The organism is Terrabacter sp. P2_E3, assembly GCF_056403915.1.
In genome coordinates, this window is sequence record NZ_JBFUEN010000001.1 from 293,958 (window position 1) to 311,815 (window position 17,858).

Annotated in this window: 16 protein-coding genes; 13 read left to right on the plus strand and 3 right to left on the minus strand. The window is 72.2% G+C overall.

The genetic code is table 11. The features are described from left to right. Positions 1-12 precede the first annotated feature (12 nt). Complete coding sequence (locus AC1DW8_RS01405) at positions 13-954, minus strand: CDP-alcohol phosphatidyltransferase family protein (RefSeq protein WP_056826991.1); 942 nt, start codon at positions 952-954, stop codon at positions 13-15. Then, on the minus strand, positions 951-1,616 hold the full coding sequence (locus AC1DW8_RS01410) for a phosphatidylserine decarboxylase (RefSeq protein ID WP_056776764.1): 666 nt from the start codon (positions 1,614-1,616) through the stop codon (positions 951-953). Before AC1DW8_RS01410 ends, AC1DW8_RS01405 begins: the two co-directional genes overlap by 4 nt. A 140-nt stretch (positions 1,617-1,756) precedes the next feature. Here AC1DW8_RS01410 and AC1DW8_RS01415 point away from each other — a divergent pair, with 140 nt between their 5' ends. From AC1DW8_RS01415 to AC1DW8_RS01445, 7 genes are all read left to right on the plus strand, one after another. Beyond that, positions 1,757-2,467 (plus strand): ABC transporter ATP-binding protein, encoded by a 711-nt coding sequence (locus AC1DW8_RS01415; RefSeq protein WP_478091336.1) that lies wholly within the window; start codon positions 1,757-1,759, stop codon positions 2,465-2,467. Beyond that, positions 2,464-3,243, plus strand: coding sequence for an ABC transporter permease (locus tag AC1DW8_RS01420; RefSeq protein WP_478091339.1), 780 nt, complete (start codon positions 2,464-2,466; stop codon positions 3,241-3,243). Before AC1DW8_RS01415 ends, AC1DW8_RS01420 begins: the two co-directional genes overlap by 4 nt. 143 nt (positions 3,244-3,386) lie before the next feature. Further along, positions 3,387-3,869, plus strand: a complete 483-nt coding sequence (locus AC1DW8_RS01425; protein ID WP_056776754.1) for a DUF2231 domain-containing protein — start codon at positions 3,387-3,389, stop codon at positions 3,867-3,869. 142 nt (positions 3,870-4,011) lie between these two features. Next, complete coding sequence (locus AC1DW8_RS01430) at positions 4,012-4,941, plus strand: COX15/CtaA family protein (RefSeq protein ID WP_056826988.1); 930 nt, start codon at positions 4,012-4,014, stop codon at positions 4,939-4,941. 76 nt (positions 4,942-5,017) lie between these two features. Then, positions 5,018-5,725 carry a response regulator transcription factor gene (locus AC1DW8_RS01435; RefSeq protein ID WP_478091341.1) on the plus strand — a complete coding sequence of 236 codons (708 nt, stop codon included), beginning with the start codon at positions 5,018-5,020 and terminating at the stop codon, positions 5,723-5,725. Next, positions 5,722-6,762: a sensor histidine kinase gene (locus AC1DW8_RS01440; RefSeq protein ID WP_478091342.1), complete on the plus strand. Its 1,041-nt coding sequence runs from the start codon at positions 5,722-5,724 to the stop codon at positions 6,760-6,762. The genes AC1DW8_RS01435 and AC1DW8_RS01440 overlap by 4 nt, the downstream gene beginning before the upstream one ends. Positions 6,763-6,771: 9 nt before the next feature. Next, positions 6,772-7,785 carry an NUDIX hydrolase gene (locus AC1DW8_RS01445; protein WP_478091343.1) on the plus strand — a complete coding sequence of 338 codons (1,014 nt, stop codon included), beginning with the start codon at positions 6,772-6,774 and terminating at the stop codon, positions 7,783-7,785. A gap of 40 nt (positions 7,786-7,825) precedes the next feature. Here the strand turns inward: AC1DW8_RS01445 and AC1DW8_RS01450 are convergent, their stop codons facing one another. After that, a complete protein-coding gene (locus AC1DW8_RS01450) occupies positions 7,826-8,800 on the minus strand; it encodes a heme o synthase (protein WP_478091345.1) in 975 nt (324 codons plus the stop codon). Positions 8,801-8,989: 189 nt separating this feature from the next. On the opposite strand from AC1DW8_RS01450, the gene tkt reads away from it, so the two are divergent. From tkt to pgl, 6 genes are read left to right on the plus strand one after another with little or no spacing between them, the layout of a single operon-like run. Then, on the plus strand, positions 8,990-11,353 hold the full coding sequence (gene tkt / locus AC1DW8_RS01455) for a transketolase (protein ID WP_056826984.1): 2,364 nt from the start codon (positions 8,990-8,992) through the stop codon (positions 11,351-11,353). 5 nt (positions 11,354-11,358) lie between these two features. After that, entirely contained in the window at positions 11,359-12,471 is a 1,113-nt protein-coding gene (gene tal / locus AC1DW8_RS01460) for a transaldolase (protein WP_056827044.1), read from the plus strand. Then, positions 12,468-14,108, plus strand: a complete 1,641-nt coding sequence (locus tag AC1DW8_RS01465; RefSeq protein ID WP_478091348.1) for a glucose-6-phosphate isomerase — start codon at positions 12,468-12,470, stop codon at positions 14,106-14,108. The genes tal and AC1DW8_RS01465 overlap by 4 nt, the downstream gene beginning before the upstream one ends. After that, positions 14,105-15,646 carry a glucose-6-phosphate dehydrogenase gene (gene zwf, locus AC1DW8_RS01470; RefSeq protein ID WP_478091350.1) on the plus strand — a complete coding sequence of 514 codons (1,542 nt, stop codon included), beginning with the start codon at positions 14,105-14,107 and terminating at the stop codon, positions 15,644-15,646. Before AC1DW8_RS01465 ends, zwf begins: the two co-directional genes overlap by 4 nt. Beyond that, positions 15,643-17,088, plus strand: a complete 1,446-nt coding sequence (gene opcA, locus AC1DW8_RS01475; protein ID WP_200959166.1) for a glucose-6-phosphate dehydrogenase assembly protein OpcA — start codon at positions 15,643-15,645, stop codon at positions 17,086-17,088. The genes zwf and opcA overlap by 4 nt, the downstream gene beginning before the upstream one ends. Beyond that, on the plus strand, positions 17,085-17,819 hold the full coding sequence (gene pgl, locus AC1DW8_RS01480) for a 6-phosphogluconolactonase (protein WP_056826982.1): 735 nt from the start codon (positions 17,085-17,087) through the stop codon (positions 17,817-17,819). Before opcA ends, pgl begins: the two co-directional genes overlap by 4 nt. The last annotated feature ends 39 nt before the right edge of the window (positions 17,820-17,858 follow it).

Consider the following 17,858-nt stretch of genomic DNA (forward strand, 5'->3'; position numbering starts at 1 on the left):
GTTAGGTCGTCCTTACCGCCAGGTAGCGCGATCGGCGTCGTCGTCCCCGTCGTCATCGTCGTCGTCATCCAGGTCGGGCGGCATGATGACCGATGGCATCCGCGTGCGCGGCGGCGCGACGGCGTCCTCCCCGAACCAGCGCCTCCGCAGCGGGGCCGTGACCCAGCCCAGGGGGCAGGTGAGCACGTAGCCGTACGCGAGCGCCATGCCCGTCGCGCCGGGGAAGAGCGCGAGCCCCAGCGCGATGACGATGCCGAGGGGGATCGTGATCCGCAGGTGGCGCGGCGACAGCAGGTCGCGGAAGGAGCGGAAGCGGAACGACGAGGCCATGAGCGCGGCCGGGACCACCCCGGCCGCGACCGGCACGAGGGGCGCCCAGTCGTAGAGGGGCTCGCCGATGGCGAGCACCGTCGAGATGACGACGCCCGCGGCACCGGGGCTCGCGAGACCGACGAAGTAGCGCTTGTCGGCCAGCGGGTCGATGGTGACGTTGAAGCGGGCCAGTCGGTAGGCCGCGCAGGCGAGCCAGAACATCGCCCCGGCCCAGGCCCAGACCGGGTAGGCCGGCAGCGCCCACGTGTAGACGAGCACGGCGGGTGCGATCCCGAACGAGATGAGGTCGGCGAGGGAGTCGAACTGCAGGCCGAACGGCGTGATGGCACCGACGGCACGGGCCACCGCGCCGTCGCAGATGTCGAGGACGATCGAGATGCCGACGAGCACCGCGGCCGCGCGGAAGTGCCCCTGGAACGACAGGAGCACCGACGAGAAGCCGCACAGCATGTTGCCGAGCGTGAAGAGGCTGGGAAGGGTCGCCCGCGCACGGACGCGCGGGTTGAGCCGGTCGAGCGGGATGACCCGGGCGCCGGTGGCCGACACGAGCCGGATGCGCCGGCTCACGCGGTCGCGCCGGCGGGGCCGATCGTCGGAGGCGGAGGCCGCGTCGCCGCTCACGAGGCGTCCGCCGCGGGGAAGCGGCCCAGCACGGTCTCCCCACCGATGGCGCGCTTGCCCTTGCTGACCTCGAGCTGCACCTCCGGCGGCACGAAGACGTCCATGCGCGAACCGAACTTCATCAGGCCCATGCGCTCGCCGGTGCCGATCTCGTCACCGGGCTCGATGCGGGTGACGATGCGGCGCGCGAGCTGGCCGACGAGCTGGCGGTAGACGATGCGGCGCGGGCGGCCCGCGACGACGCGCTCCACGATGATCTCGCTGCGCTCGTTCTTCGTGGCGCTCTCGGCGCGGTAGGCGGCGAGGAAGCGGCCCGGCGTGTGGGTGACGTCGATGACGCGGCCGCCGTAGGGCGAGCGGTTCATGTGCACGTCGAGCAGCGACAGGAAGATGCTGACCTGCTGCCACTCACCGGGCGGGGCGATGCCCGGCTGCGGCTCCCCCACGTGCATGACGATCCCGTCGGCCGGGGCCAGCACTACGTCGGGGTCGGACACGGGCGAACGGTCCGGGGTGCGGTCCGGGTCGCGGAAGAAGAGGGTCACCCCCGCAGTGAGCAGGCCGAGGGCGGCGGTCGTGCGCGGTCGGCGGGCCAGCGCGGCGATCACCGTGGGCACGGCGGCCATCGCGGTGAAGGGCTTGGCGGCTGGGTCGATCTTCACGGGTCGGGGTCTCCGTCAGGGTCGAGTGTGGTGAGCAGGTCGAGTGGGGCGGGCGGAGCAGAGACGGCGTGAGGGGTACGCCGGTGGCGACCGAGGTGCGGTGACCGGGGTCGTCGGCACCGAGCCTAGACTCATGAGCCATGACCGATGCGGTGACACTGTCCGACCTCCACCGCACCTTCGGTCAGGTGTGTGCCCTCGACGGCCTGACGTGGACGGCCCCCGCCGGCCGCATCACCGCGGTGCTCGGTCCCAACGGTGCGGGCAAGACGACCGCCATCGAGTGCGCGGTCGGTCTCGGGCGGCCTGACGGCGGCACGGTGCGCGTCCTCGGCACCGACCCGTGGCAGGCGGACGCCGACCACCGCGCCCGCGTCGGCGTCATGCTCCAGGCGGGCGGTCTGCCCAACGGAACGAAGCCGCTGCGTCTGCTCCACCACCTCTCCCGCCTCTACGCCGACCCGCTCGACGTCGACGCCGTCGCGCGGCGGCTCGGCGTCACGGACTTCGCCTCGACGACGGTGCGTCGCCTCTCAGGTGGCCAGAAGCAGCGCCTCGCCCTCGCGGCGTCGCTGCTCGGGCGCCCCGAGGTGCTCTTCCTCGACGAGCCGGCGGCCGGGCTCGACCCGCACGGACGGCTCGACGTGTGGGAGCTCGTGGCCGAGCAGCGTGACGCCGGCACGACCGTCGTCGTGACCACCCACTCGTTCGAGGAGGCCGAGCGTCTCGCGGACCACCTCGTCATCATGAACGCGGGACGCACCGTCGCCGAGGGGACCCCGGCCTCGGTGACCGGCGGCCGCTCCCTCGAGGACGTCTACTTCAGCCTGACCCGCAAGGGAGCCGCGTGAGCACCTCAGCCACCCCGACGACGCCGACCGCCGCTGGAGCGGCCGCTCCGCGCCGTCGGGTCCTCGCCCAGGCCGGCTTCGAGGTCGGCAGCCTGCTGCGCAATGGTGAACAGCTGCTCGTCTCGCTCGTCCTGCCCGCCCTGGCGCTCGTCGGTCTCAGCGTCACGACGTCGCCGTCGCTCGGCCCGGGCACGCGCATCGACGTGGCGACACCGGGCATCATCGCGCTCTGCGTCATCTCGGCCGCGTTCACGTCCCAGGCCATCTCGACCGGCTTCGACCGCCGCTACGCCGTGCTGCGCTACCTCGGCGTCACCCCGCTCGGGCGCGGCGGGCTCGTCGCAGCCAAGGTGGCGGCGACCCTGGCCGTCGAGGCGATCCAGATCGCGGTCATCGCCGTGCTCGGTCTCGCGCTCGGGTGGCGACCGGAGGTCGCCGGGATCGCGTATGCCGTCCTCTTCGTCGTCCTCGGCACGTGGGCCTTCGTGGCCCTCGCCCTCCTGCTCGCCGGCACCCTGCGGGCGGAGGCGGTGCTCGCGATCGCCAACCTCGTGTGGGTGCTGCTCCTCGCGGTCGGCGGTGTCGTCGTCCCGCGGAGCGAGCTGCCGCCCGGGGTGTCGCACGTCGTGGCCTTCCTGCCGTCGGCGGGTCTGGCGGACGGGCTCAGGTCGGCCCTGGTGGACGGGACGCTGAACCTGCTCGCGCTCGGGGTCGTCCTCGCGTGGGGAGTGGTCGCAACGGTTCTCGCGGCGCGTCTCTTCCGCTTCGACGACTGAGCGGACGAGACTGGCCGCAGCACCACCGCTCCATCTCCCCAACCGCTCGACCGCACGACCGCATGACCGCACGACAGCACGACCGCACGACCGCACGACGAAGCCGCACCACACCCCACGACCCCGACCGGCCTGGAGGCGACGTGTTCGACTACATCTTCGGTCTTCCGATGCACGCCCTCGTGATCCACGCGGTCGTCGTCCTGGTCCCCCTCTCCGCGCTGTGCGCGATCGCCTACGTGGTGCGCCCCGGGTGGCGGCGGCTGCTGCGCTGGCCGACGGCTGCCGGTGCCGTCATCTCGGGTGTCTCGGCGTTCGTCGCAGCCGAGAGCGGTGAGGCCCTGCAGCGCCGGGTGTCGCAGGTGCGTGCCAGCACGACGGACTTCGACCTGCTGCGCAACCACACCGAGTGGGGCGACCGCGCCAAGCTCATCTGCGTGCTCTTCATGGTCCTCACCCTCCTGGCCCTGTGGTTCGTCCGACCGCCCGAGGAGGAGTCACCGCAAGGCCACGCGTTCGACGTGCTCATCGGCACGCTCGTCGTGCTCTCCGCCGTGGCCGCGATCATCACCGTCGTGCTGGCCGGTCACGCGGGATCCCTGGTGGTCTGGAACGGCCTGGCCTGACCCGGCCACGCGTGCCCCGGCCCCGGCCGGGCCACGGCCCGTCCTCAGGGTCCCGACGACACGGGGCGATGCGGGGAGACCCGGCTCGGCGGCATACCCTTGCGGGGTGTCCTCCACGCCTCCCGTGACCGACGACGCCCCCGTGACCGGCGCGAGCCGTCTCGCCCGGGCCACCGGTCGCCTCCCCGCCGTCCGGCCCAGCTGGGTGCGGCCCCTGCTGCTCGCCAACCTCGTCGGCGAGGTCGGCATCGTCGTCACCGGCGGCATCGTGCGCCTCACGGGCAGCGGTCTCGGGTGCAGCACCTGGCCGGAGTGCCAGCCCGGCTCGTTCACCCCCGTCCGGACGCCCGAGAGCGAGTTCCACGACCTCGTCGAGTTCGGCAACCGCACCCTGACGAGCGTCGTCACGGTGCTCGCACTCGCCTCGCTGTGGGTCGTGCTCACGCACTGGCCGGAGCGCCGGCGGCTGCACCGGGTCGCCATCGGCGTCCTCGCCGGCATCCCCGCGCAGGCCGTGCTCGGCGGCATCACCGTCCTCACGGGGCTCAACCCGTGGACCGTCATGTCGCACTTCCTCCTCTCGATGGTCCTCGTCTCCTTGTCGACCATGCTCGTGCGCGGCGCCCGAGACGACGTCTCGGGCCCGGGTGAGCTCGTCGTGCACCCGCTCGCACGGACGCTCGCCCTCGGCACGAGCGCCGTCGGCGCAGTCGTGCTGCTCCTCGGCACGATCGTCACCGGCTCGGGGCCGCACTCGGGCGACGCCGACCGGCCCGCGCGCACGGGCTTCGACCCGCGGTTCGTCTCGTGGATGCACGCCGACGCCGTCATGCTCTTCTGCGGTCTCGTCATCGCCACCCTCGTCGCCGTGAGCATCACGGCGACCACCGACGAGGCCCGCCGCGCCTGGACCGTGGTGCTCGTCGTCACCCTCGCGCAGGGGCTCATCGGCTACGTCCAGTACTTCACGAAGCTGCCCGAGCTGCTCGTGCTGCTCCACATGCTCGGGGCCAGCCTGCTCGTCGTCGCCCTGACGTTCGGCGTCCTCGCGACAAGGCGCCATCCGGTCTGACGACCGTCCGCCGACGTCACCGGACCGCAAGGACTTTCGCCGTCGCCGACGGCCCGTCGCTGCCTAGGCTGGGGACGTGCCCACCGTCCTCGTCGTCGACGACGACCCCACCCTGCGCGAGGTCGTGTCCGGCTACCTGACCCGTGCCGGGCTCGACGTCCTCGAGGCGCAGGACGGCCATGCGGCGATGTCCGTGGCCCGCGACCGCTCCCCCGACCTCGTCGTGCTCGACCTCACCCTCCCCGGTCTCGACGGTCTCGAGGTCTTCCGCCGGCTCCGCGCCGAGCGCGGCGACCTGCCGGTCGTCATGCTGACCGCCCGGGGCGAGGAGTCCGACCGCGTCCTCGGCCTCGAGATCGGTGCGGACGACTACGTGACCAAGCCGTTCAGCAGCCGTGAGCTCGTGCTGCGCATCCAGTCGATCCTGCGCCGTGCCGCACCGCCCGCCGCACCGCCCGCCGCGACGCTCGTCGACGACGACCTGCGCGTCGACACCCGACGCCACCAGGCCTGGCTCGCGGACGGTCTGCTCGCCCTGACCAGCCGCGAGTTCGACCTCCTCGCCCACCTCATGGCCCACCCGGGCACCGCGTTCTCCAGACGCGAGCTGATGGAACAGGTGTGGGGCTGGGAGTACGGCGACGAGTCGACGGTCACGGTCCACGTCCGCCGACTGCGCGAGAAGGTGGAGACCGACCCGGCGCGGCCCGTCCGGCTCCAGACCGTGTGGGGCGTCGGCTACCGGTGGGACGGCGCGGCCCCCGCGACGGCGGCCGGGACGTGATCGCCGAGGCAGCCCTGCTCGCTGCGCTCGCGGCGGTCGCCGTCGGCACGGTCGGGGCGCTCGTCGTCCGGGCGCTCGCCGCCCGCTCGCTCGTCGCCGCCGCCGTGCTGGCACCTGTCGTCGTCATCCTCAGCGTCGCCCTCGGCGTGGTCGTGACGGCGCACGCGATGTTCATCAACGAGCACGACCAGGCCGTCGTCCTCGTCGTGACGGCGACCTCCCTGCCCATCGCGGCGGTCTTCGGCTGGCTCATCGCCCGGCGCGTGCAGGAGCTGATGCGCGCCTCCGCCGAGGAGGCCGCCGAGCGCGACCGCGACCGACAGGTCGAGGAGAGCCGCCGCGAGCTCGTCGCCTGGGTGTCGCACGACCTGCGCACCCCGCTCGCCGGCATCCGCGCGATGGCCGAGGCCATCGAGGACGGCCACGCGCCCGCCGACGGCAGCTATCCCGCACGCATCCGGTCCGAGGCCGACCGCATGTCCGACATGGTCGGTGGGCTCCTCGCGCTGTCGCGGCTCCAGTCCGGCACGCTGAAACTCGATCGCGCCCCCGTCGACCTCGGCGACCTCGTCTCCGACGCCCTCGCGTCAGCACGCGTCCTCGCGGATCGCCGGGGGGTGCACGTGGGCGGCTCCGCCCCGGCCGAGTCCGTCACGGCCTCGGCCGACGCGGGTGAGCTCTCACGCGCTCTCGCCAACCTCGTGACGAACGCGCTGAGGCACACGGACCCGGGCGGCCGGGTCGACATCTCCCTCACCGCCGACCACGACGTGGCCCGCGTCAGTGTCGCGGACGGCTGCGGCGGCATACCTCCCGACGAGCTCGGCCGGCTCTTCGACCCGGGCTGGCGCGGGACGAGTGCGCGGACGCCGGCCGCGGGCGTGGGCGCCGGCCTCGGTCTCGCCGTCGCGCGCGGGATCGCCCGGGCCCACGGGGGTGACGTGACCGTGGCCAACGCGGGTCCCGGGTGCCGGTTCGAGCTGGCCCTGCCCCTCGCCGGCCCCCTCGGCGAGCCCGTGCCCGGCGGTCATCCCTAGGCTGGGGAGGTGACCGACCAGCCGACGCTCCGTGAGGGCGAGCTCGTGCTGCGGCCGTGGACGATCGACGACAGCGACGAGACCCGGCCCCTCCACGACCGCGAGATCGCCCGGTGGTTCGACTTCCCCGCCGTCGAGCCACCGGCCGACGAGCACCGGACCTGGATCGAGCGCACCCACACCGAGTGGTCCGACCGGTCCAAGGTCACCTACCTCGTGCAGTGGCGCGGGCGGGCCGCCGGCATTGTCGACGTCCGCGTGCAGGACCCCGGTGTCGGTGTCCTGTCCTGGGCGGTCTTCGCCCCCTACCGCGGACAGGGTCTCGCGTGGCGGGCCGTGCGCCTCCTCGTCGAGTGGGCCTTCGACGCACTCGACCTCGAGCGCGTCGAGGCGCACGTCAACCCCGACAACCGGGCCTCCGTGCGCACCGCCCTGCGAGCCGGGCTGCGCCGGGAGGGACGGCTGCGCGGGAACGCGACCCTCGCCGGCGTGCGCCAGGACACCCTCGTGCTCGGGCGGCGGCGCGACGACGCGCACCCGGACACCCGTGAGGGCTTCACGGCGATGCTCGACTCGACCCTCCCGACCAAGCGCGCCATCGCCCAGGGCGTGCTGCGCTCCCCTGCGGGCCACCTGCTGCTGTGCGAGCTCGTCTACAAGCGCGAGTGGGACCTCCCCGGCGGCGTCGTCGACCGGCACGAGTCCCCCGCCGCGTGCGTCGTCCGCGAGGTCCGCGAGGAGCTCGACATCAGCGTCACGGCCGGGCCGCTGCTCGCGGTCAACTGGCTCCCCGCCCTGCACGGATGGGGCGACGCGACGGTCTTCGTCTTCGACCTCGGCACCGTCGACGCCGACGTCGTCGAGCGGGCGCACCTGCAGCAGCGCGAGATCCTCGGCGTCCACTGGGCCGGCCCCGGGGACTGGGCGGGGCGGGTCGCCGCCTACAACGAGCGGCTGCTCGACGCGCTGCACGCGCACGACGGCGGGACGCTCTACCTCGAGGACGGCATGCCGACCCTCTGACCGCGCCACACCGCATACGCCATGGGTGTGGCGTCCCCGGTCAGGAGAAGAACGGCAGCGGCAGGTGCCAGATGGGGTCGAGCGCGACTCCCACGAAGAGGATCGTGAGGTACGTGATCGAGAAGTGGAACAGGCGCATCGGCTTGAGGACGTCCTCGGCCGCACCGGCCTTCGCCCTGACGAGGAGGCGGTGCGCCTCGGTGAGGAAGAGCGCCCCGGCGACCACGGCAGCGGTGGTGTAGACCCAGCCGACCTGCTGGAGCGGCACGAGCGCCAGTGACGTCAGCACCATGGCCCACGAGTAGGCGACGATCTGGCGCGCGACGACGACGAAGCGCTCGACGACCGGAAGCATCGGCACGTGCGCCGTGGCGTAGTCGTCCTTGTAGCGCATCGACAGCGGCCAGTAGTGCGGCGGCGTCCAGAAGAAGATGACCATGAAGAGGATGAACGCCGACCAGCTGAGCGAGTCGGTGACGGCCGACCAGCCGATGAGCACCGGCATGCAGCCGGCGGCGCCGCCCCAGACGATGTTCTGGGCCGTGCGGCGCTTGAGCAGCAGCGTGTAGCCGAAGACGTAGAAGAGCAGCGCACCGAGGGCGAGCCAGGCGCTCAGCCAGTTGACGAGCAGGCCCAGCCAGACGGTCGATCCGACCGCCAGCGCCACCCCGAACACGAGGGCGCCCCGTGGGCTGACCGTGCCGGTGACGAGAGGCCGACGACTCGTGCGGTGCATGACGGCGTCGATGTCGCGGTCGATGTAGCAGTTGAGTGTGTTGGCCGCACCGGCGGACAGCGTGCCACCGACGACGGTGACGACGACGAGCCAGAGGTCCGGCACGCCCTGCTCCGCCAGGAACATCACGGGGATGGTGGTGATGAGGAGGAGCTCGATGATCCGCGGCTTCATCAGCGAGACGTACTGTCCGAGGAGGAACTTCAGCCCACTGCCGTCGGGACCGTGCAGCGCCGAGAGGTCGGCGCGGGGGTCCACCGTTGTCACTGAGATCCTCACCGCTGGTACGTCGCTCCGACCCGCTGGGTACGTGAGCATTGCGTCGCAAGTCTAGACCGTCGCCGCCGACGGCCGGCACCGCACCTGCAGATGGCCGTTCCGACCGCCGGGCGAGGTGTCGTCCCTCACAGCGCGGGCACTAGGCTCGTGGCCGTACGTGATCAACCCTTGTTGAAGGAGACCCGTTCCGTGCCCACTGCTGCGTCCAGCACCGCCACGAAGGCGAAGAAGCCCACCCGATCCGGCACCACGCGGACCGCGAAGACGAAGGGCCTGCTGGCACAGCGCGACCCGGGTCTGCCGCTGCCCGTGGCGAAGAAGGCCGGCTGGAGCGATCTCGACGTCCGCGCGGTCGACACCACGCGACTGCTCGCCGCCGACGCCGTGCAGAAGGTCGGCAACGGCCACCCCGGCACGGCCATGTCGCTCGCGCCGCTCGCGTACCTGCTCTACCAGAACGTCATGACGCACGACCCGTCCGACCCGGCCTGGCTCGGGCGCGACCGGTTCGTGCTCTCCTGCGGGCACTCGAGCCTCACGCAGTACATCCAGCTCTACCTCAGCGGCTACGGCCTCTCGCTCGACGACCTCAAGTCGCTGCGCACGTGGGGCTCGCTGACGCCCGGCCACCCCGAGGTCCACCACACCCCCGGCGTCGAGATCACGACCGGCCCGCTCGGCTCGGGCCTGGCCTCGGCCGTCGGCATGGCCATGGCGCAGCGTCGCCAGCGCGGCCTCTTCGACCCCGACGCCAAGCCGGGCACGAGCCCCTTCGACCACCACGTCTACGTCATCGCCTCCGACGGCGACATGCAGGAGGGCGTCTCCCACGAGGCCTGCGCCCTGGCCGGCCACCAGGAGCTCGGCAACCTCACCGTCGTCTACGACGCCAACCAGATCTCCATCGAGGACGACACCGACATCGCGTTCAGCGAGGACGTCGCGGCGCGCTTCGAGGCCTACGGCTGGCACGTCGCCCGAGTCGACTGGCGCAAGGACGCCGACGGCGCGACCTACGTCGAGGACGTCGACGCGCTGCTCGCCGCGATCCGCTCCGGCGACAAGGTGACGGACAAGCCGACCCTCGTCGTGCTGCACACGATCATCGCGTGGCCCGCGCCGACGAAGCAGAACACCGGCAAGTCCCACGGCTCGGCCCTCGGCGACGAGGAGATCAGCGGCACGAAGGAGCTGCTCGGCTTCGACCCGAAGAAGACCTTCGCCGTCGAGCCCGCGGTCCTCAAGCACGCCCGCGACGTCGTCAAGCGCGGCAAGGCGGCCCACCGCGAGTGGGACAAGGCGTACAAGGCGTGGCGCAAGGCCAACCCCGACCGCGCGGCCCTGCTCGACCGCATCCTCGCGGGCCAGGCCCCGGCGGGTCTCGCCAAGGCGATGCCGACCTTCCCCGCCGACGAGAAGGGCGTGGCGACCCGCGCCGCCTCCGGCAAGGTCCTCACGGCCATCGCCGACGTCATGCCCGAGCTCTGGGGCGGCTCCGCCGACCTCGCCGAGTCCAACAACACGACGATGGAGGGACAGCCGTCCTTCATCCCCAGCTCGAAGCAGACGTCGACGTGGAAGGGCGGCCCGTTCGGCCGCACGCTGCACTTCGGCATCCGCGAGAACGGCATGGGCATGATCCTCAACGGGATCGCGCTCGAGGGCCTGACCCGTCCCTACGGCGGCACCTTCCTCGTCTTCTCCGACTACATGCGCCCCGCCGTGCGCCTCGCCGCGATCCAGCAGGCGCCCGTCACGTACGTCTGGACGCACGACTCCATCGGCCTCGGTGAGGACGGCCCGACGCACCAGCCGATCGAGCACCTCGCGGCCCTGCGCGCCATCCCCGGCCTCGACGTCGTCCGCCCCGCGGACGCCAACGAGACCGCCGCCGCCTGGGCCCAGATCCTGACGAAGACCGACGGCCCGGCCGCCCTCTGCCTCACGCGCCAGCCGGTCCCGACGTGGGACCGCTCGACGTACGGCAAGGTGAGCGGCGTCGCCAAGGGCGCCTACGTCCTCGTCGAGGAGTCGCGTGCCGGTGACCCCGACGTCGTCATCGTCGCGACCGGATCCGAGGTGCAGCTCGCGGTCCAGGCCGCCGAGCGCCTCGAGAAGTCGCGCATCGCGACGCGCGTCGTCTCGATGCCCTGCCGGGAATGGTTCGAGAAGCAGACCCGTTCCTACCAGGACAAGGTTCTGCCGCCGGCGGTCCGGGCCCGCGTCAGCGTCGAGGCGGGGATCTCGATGGGCTGGCACGACGTCGTCGGCGACGCCGGGCGCATCGTCAGCATCGAGCACTTCGGCGCCTCCGCCGACCAGGCCACCCTGTACCGCGAGTTCGGCATCACCGCCGACGCCGTCGTCAAGGCCGCGAAGGACTCCATCAAGGCAGCCAAGGGCTCCGCGACGAAGGCCCCGGGGGTCACCGAGACCAACCCGGCCCGCGCCGCCCAGAGCGCCTCCACCGACGTCATGGGTGGCGACGCGCAGACCGGCAGCGGCAAGGCCGCCCACGCGGCCGCCGCATCCGCTACGAGCAAGGGGAAGTGACCAGCATGACCAACCCGAACACCCAGGCGCTCTCAGAAGCAGGCGTCTCCATCTGGCTCGACGACCTCTCCCGCGAGCTCATCGAGACCGGCAAGATCTCCGAGCTCATCACCGAGCGCAACGTCGTCGGTGTCACCTCGAATCCCTCGATCTTCCAGGCGGCGCTGTCGAAGGGCGACCGCTACAACGACGACCTGGCCGCCCTGACGAAGGCCGGCAAGGACGTCGAGGAGGTCGTCCACGAGCTGACGACGGAGGACGTCCGCGACGCGTGCGACCTCTTCCTGCCGCTCTACACGTCGACACGTGGCGTCGACGGCAGGGTCTCGATCGAGGTCGACCCACGCCTGGCACACGACACCGACAAGACGGTCGAGCAGGCGAAGCAGATGCACGGTGACGTGGCCCGCCCGAACGTCCTCATCAAGATCCCCGCGACGAAGGCCGGCCTCCCGGCGATCACGGCCACCATCGCCGAGGGCATCAGCGTCAACGTGACGCTGATCTTCTCCCTCGAGCGCTACCGCGCCGTCATGAACGCCTACCTCGAGGGCCTCGAGAAGGCGCACGCCAACGGGCACGACCTGTCGACGATCCACTCGGTCGCCTCGTTCTTCGTCTCCCGCGTCGACACCGAGATCGACAAGCGGCTCGACGCCATCGGCACCGACGAGGCCCGCGCCCTCAAGGGCAAGGCCGGCCTCGCCAACGCCCGCCTCGCCTACCAGGCCTTCGAGGAGGTCTTCTCGACGCCGCGCTGGGGCTCGCTCGCCGAGGCCGGCGCCAACGTGCAGCGCCCGCTCTGGGCGTCGACCGGCGTCAAGGACCCGGCCTACCCCGACACGATGTACGTCACCGAGCTCGTCGCCGCCGACGTCGTCAACACGATGCCCGGCAAGACGCTCGAGGCGACCGCCGACCACGGCGACATCCACGGCGACACGGTGACCGGCGGCTACGAGCTGGCCGGCAACGTGCTCGACGACCTCGAGGGCGTCGGTGTCTCGTACAACGAGGTCGTCGACCTGCTCGAGACCGAGGGCGTCGACAAGTTCGAGAAGGCGTGGGGCGAGCTGTTGGACGGCGTCACCGCGGAGATGGAGAAGGTGACGGCATGAGCTCGCTGTCCGTCAGCGCAGCAGGAGCAGCGGCGGACGCGATCGGGAGGCACGTGCCGAGCCTCGTCGACGACTCCGTCGCGAGCCGCCTCTTCGCCCGGGACGCCACGCTGTGGGGTCCTGACGCCGAGTCCGAGTCGCGGGTCCGCCTGTCCTGGGTGGGCCTCCCGCGATCCTCGCGCCCCCTCGTCGGCGAGATCGCGGCGTTGCGCGACTCCTTTGCCGAGCAGGGCCTGACCCACGTCGTGCTCTGCGGCATGGGCGGCTCCTCGCTCGCGCCGGAGGTCATCTGCGCCACGGCCGGCAAGCCGCTCGTCGTGCTCGACTCGTCCGACCCCGACTACGTCCGGCGTGCCCTCGGCGACGACCTCGACCACACCGTGGTCGTCGTCTCGAGCAAGTCCGGCTCCACGGTCGAGACCGACTCCCAGCGCCGTGCCTACGAGCAGGCGTTCGCCGACGCCGGCATCGACCCCGCGTCGCGCATCGTCATCGTCACCGACCCGGGCAGCCCGCTCGACAAGGAGTCCCGCGCCAAGGGCTACCGCGTCGTCAACGCCGACCCCGACGTCGGTGGCCGCTACTCGGCGCTGACCGCCTTCGGTCTCGTGCCGAGCGGCCTCGCCGGCGTCGACGTCGAGGCCCTCCTCGACGAGGCCGAGTCCGTCGCCGACCTGCTGGCCGCCGACGACGACGCCAACCCCGGTCTGCGCCTCGGCGCCGCCATGGGGGGCACCGACCCCCTGCGCGACAAGCTCGTTCTCGTCGACGACGGCTCCGGCATCGTCGGGTTCGCCGACTGGGCCGAGCAGCTCATCGCCGAGTCCACCGGCAAGAACGGCACCGGCGTCCTGCCGGTCGTCGCCGGTGGGGACGAGGACCCCGAGGTGGCCTGGCCCGCGGCCGACGTCACCGTGGCTCGTCTCGTGGACGCCGACAGCGAGGCGGCCCCGTCGGGCGACGTCGCGTCGGAGGTACGCGTGGGCGGCGCCCTGGGTGCCCAGCTGCTCCTGTGGGAGGTGGCCACCGCCGTCGCCGGGCGCCTGCTCGGCATCAACCCCTTCGACCAGCCCGACGTCGAGAGCGCCAAGAAGGCCGCCCGCGCCCTGCTCGACCAGGGAACCGGCTCGAGCACGGACCCCGCCGCGACGGACGGCGCCATCGAGATCCGCACGCTCGGTGGGTCGGGCGACTGGCTCGGCGACGCACGGACCGTGCCCGCGGCCCTCGACGCGCTCTTCGCGCAGCTCGACCCGGAGCACGGCTACGTCGCCGTCATGGCCTACCTCGACCGGCTGGCCGACGCCGACCTCGCCGAGTGCCGCGTCCCGCTCGCCCGTCGTACGGAGCGTCCGACGACGTTCGGCTGGGGCCCGCGCTTCCTGCACTCGACCGGCCAGTTCCACAAGGGCGGCCCGGCGGTGGGCGTCTACCTCCAGATCACGACGGCACCCAAGGAGGACCTCGCGATCCCCGGACGCGAGTTCACCTTCGGTGACTTCATCGCCTCGCAGGCGGGCGGCGACGCCGCCGTCCTCGCCGACCACGGTCGTCCCGTGCTGCAGCTGCACCTGACCGACCACGACGCAGGGCTCGCGCAGCTGCGCGCGGTGCTCTTGGCGGGAGGTCGCGGATGAGCCCGGCACGCATCGCGCACGGGAACAACCCGCTGCGCACCGCCGAGGACAAGCGCATCCCCCGTATCGCGGGACCGTGCGGTCTCGTGCTGTTCGGGGTGACCGGCGACCTCGCCCGCAAGAAGCTGATGCCGGCGATCTACGACCTCGCCAACCGCGGACTGCTGCCGCCGGGCTTCTCGCTCATCGGCTTCGCGCGGCGCGACTGGGCCGCCCAGGACTTCGGCCAAGTGGTCCACGACGCCGTCAAGCAGCACGCCCGCACCCCTTTCAGCGAGGACGTGTGGCGCAACCTGTCCGAAGGATTCCGTTTCGTGCCAGGCACGTTCGATGACCCTGCGGCGTTCGACCTTCTCGCCAAGACGGTCGAGGAGCTCGACCAGGACCGCGGCACCGGCGGCAACCACGCCTTCTACCTCTCGATCCCGCCGGGCTTCTTCGCGACGGTCTGCGAACAGCTCCAGCGATGCGGCCTGACGACCGCCGAGGGCGACAGCTGGCGACGGGTCATCATCGAGAAGCCGTTCGGTCACGACCTCAAGAGCGCCCAGCAGCTCAACGAGATCGTCGAGGGCGTCTTCCCCGCCGACTCCGTGTTCCGCATCGACCACTACCTCGGCAAGGAGACGGTCCAGAACCTCCTCGCCCTGCGCTTCGCCAACCAGCTCTTCGAGCCGGTCTGGAACGCGAACTACGTCGACCACGTGCAGATCACCATGGCCGAGGACATCGGCATCGCGGGTCGGGCTGGCTACTACGACGGCATCGGCGCGGCTCGCGACGTCATCCAGAACCACCTGCTCCAGCTCCTGGCTCTCACGGCCATGGAGGAGCCGGTCTCCTTCGACGCCAAGGACCTTCGCGCCGAGAAGGAGAAGGTGCTCTCGGCGGTCCGCCTCCCTGCAGACCTCGACAAGGGCGCCGCTCGGGGGCAGTACGCCGGTGGCTGGCAGGGGGCCGAAGAGGTCGTCGGCTACCTCGACGAGGACGGCGTCGACCCGAAGTCGGTCACCGAGACCTTCGCCGCGGTGACGCTCGAGGTCGACACCCGCCGCTGGGCCGGAGTCCCGTTCTACCTCCGCACGGGCAAGCGTCTCGGCAAGCGCGTGACCGAGATCGCGGTCGTCTTCAAGCGGGCGCCGCACCTGCCTTTCGAGCACACCGCCACGGAGGAGCTCGGCCAGAACGCCATCGTCATCCGGGTGCAGCCCGACGAGGGGATCACGCTCCGCTTCGGTTCCAAGGTGCCAGGCGCCCAGATGGAGGTCCGCGACGTCACGATGGACTTCGGCTACGGCTCGTCGTTCACCGAGGCCTCGCCCGAGGCGTACGAACGCCTCATCCTCGACGTGCTGCTCGGTGACCCGCCGCTCTTCCCACGGCACGAGGAGGTCGAGTCGTCCTGGCGCATCCTCGACCCGCTCATGAAGCACTGGGCCAAGGCCGGCAAGCCGGAGCAGTATCCCGCAGGCACCTGGGGTCCACCCTCGGCGGACCACATGCTCGAACGCGACGGACGAACGTGGAGGATGCCGTGATCCGCGACCTGACCGACACCACGACAACGGGGATCAGCAAGACCCTCGTGCGCCTGCGCAACGAGGTCGGCGCGCTGGCCCTGGGGCGGGTGCTGACGCTCGTCGTCGTCGTCGAGGACACCGACGCCGGGCACGCCATCGAGGTCGCCAACCAGGCGAGCCGCCAGCACCCCTGCCGCATCATCGTCGTCATCCCCGGCGACCGGCGGGGCAAGAACCGCCTCGACGCGCAGATCCGCCTCGGCGGTGACGCAGGCGCGAGCGAGATCGTCGTGCTCCGGCTCTACGGCGCGCTCGCCAACCACGGCCCGAGCGTCGTCGTGCCGCTGCTGCTGCCCGACTCCCCCATCGTGGCGTGGTGGCCCGGTCAGGCGCCCGCGGACGTCGCCAAGGACCCCATCGGGGCGATGGCCCAGCGTCGGATCACCGACGCCGCCGAGCACCACAACCCGCGACTCATGCTCAAGAAGCGTGCGGCGAACTACGCGCCGGGCGACACCGACATCGCATGGACGCGGCTGACCCGCTGGCGCGGTCTGCTCGCGGCCGCGCTCGACCAGCCGCCCTACGAGCCGATCACCGGCGCCGTCGTGAGCGGTGCGCCCGACTCGCCGTCGTCCGACCTCCTCGCGGGCTGGCTCTCGCGGCGGCTCAAGGTGCCCGTGCACCGGGTCTCGACACCGCGTGGCTCGGGGATCAGCTCGGTGCGGCTCGAGCGCAAGAGCGGTCCGATCGACCTCGTGCGTCCCGGCGACGACGTCGCCACCCTCTCGCAGACCGGTCAGCCCGACCGGCGGATCAGCCTGCCGCGACGCGAACTACCCGAGTGCCTGGCCGACGAGCTGCGCCGCCTCGACCCCGACGACGCCTACGAGGACTCGCTCCTGCACGGCATCCCGGCGCTCCAGCCGGTGCGCCTCACCGCGGCCGCAGCGGCCAAGGCAGGCAAGGCTCCGGATCCCGCCGAGTCGCGTCGCCTCGCGGCCCGCCTCGGCCGCGACGAGTCGGCGCAGGAGGCCAGCGCGATGATCACCGCTCCCCCGGCGCCCGAGCACGCCGAGACCGCCGACGTGCACGCGGCCACCGTCCGCAAGCTCGCCGGCAAGCGGACGCCCCGCGAGAAGCAAGCCGCCAAGAACCGGAAGAAGGCGGCCGGGACCGAGTCGACGAGCCCGGCCACGACGGCGGCCAGGACGGCGTCCCCGACCAAGCCAGCGACTGCCAAGCGGGCCACTGCCAAGCAAGCCACCGCCAAGCGGGCGACGACGAAGGCGGCCGCGACGTCGGCCACCCGGAGCGCCGCGACGAAGGGTGCGTCGAAGACGGGCGCGGCCCAGAGCACGACGAAGGCCGCGTCGCGGACGACGGCGGGCACCCGCAAGGCGACGGCTCGCAAGGCCACCACGGCCACGAAGGCGGCGAGCGGGACGGCGACCTCGTGACCGCCGAGCCGCGCGTCGTCGTCCACCCGGACAAGCAGTCCCTGGCCGACGCCGCCGCGGCCCGGTTCGTCACCGCGTTGATCGACGCCCAGACCCGCAATCCCGAGGCCCAGGTGGCTCTCACCGGCGGGTCCATGGGATCGGCGATCATCGCCTCCGTCCTGACGACGCCGGGCCGCTCGGCCGTCGACTGGTCACGGGTACGCGTGTGGTGGGGCGACGAGCGCTACCTGCCGGCGGGTGACCCCGACCGCAACGACACCCAGAACGACGAGGCGGGTCTCAGCGCGCTGGGACTCGACCCGGCGAAGGTGCACCGGGTGGCCGGTCCCGACGCCTCGGAGAGCGCCGAGGCCAGCGCCGTGGCCTACGCCCGCACGATCCGCGAGCACGGCCAGAAGGCGTGGGACGTCGTGCTCTTCGGCGTCGGCCCGGACGGTCACGTCGCCTCGCTCTTCCCGCACCACCCGGCCCAGCGAGTGACCGACGCGATCGCGATCGCCGTGCACGACTCGCCGAAGCCGCCACCGGACCGGGTGAGCCTCACCTTCGAGTGCTTCGAGCGCTCCCACGAGGTGTGGTTCCTCGTGTCCGGAGCCGACAAGGCCGAGGCGGTCGAGACCGCGCTCGTCCCGGGTGCGGACCGCTGGGACGTCCCCGCGGCCGGACCTGCCGGCACGGACGCGACCCTGTGGCTCGTCGACGCCGACGCGGCCTCGGCCCTCGACTGACCGACGCGGCCGTCCGCGCGGCACCGGACGGCATACGAC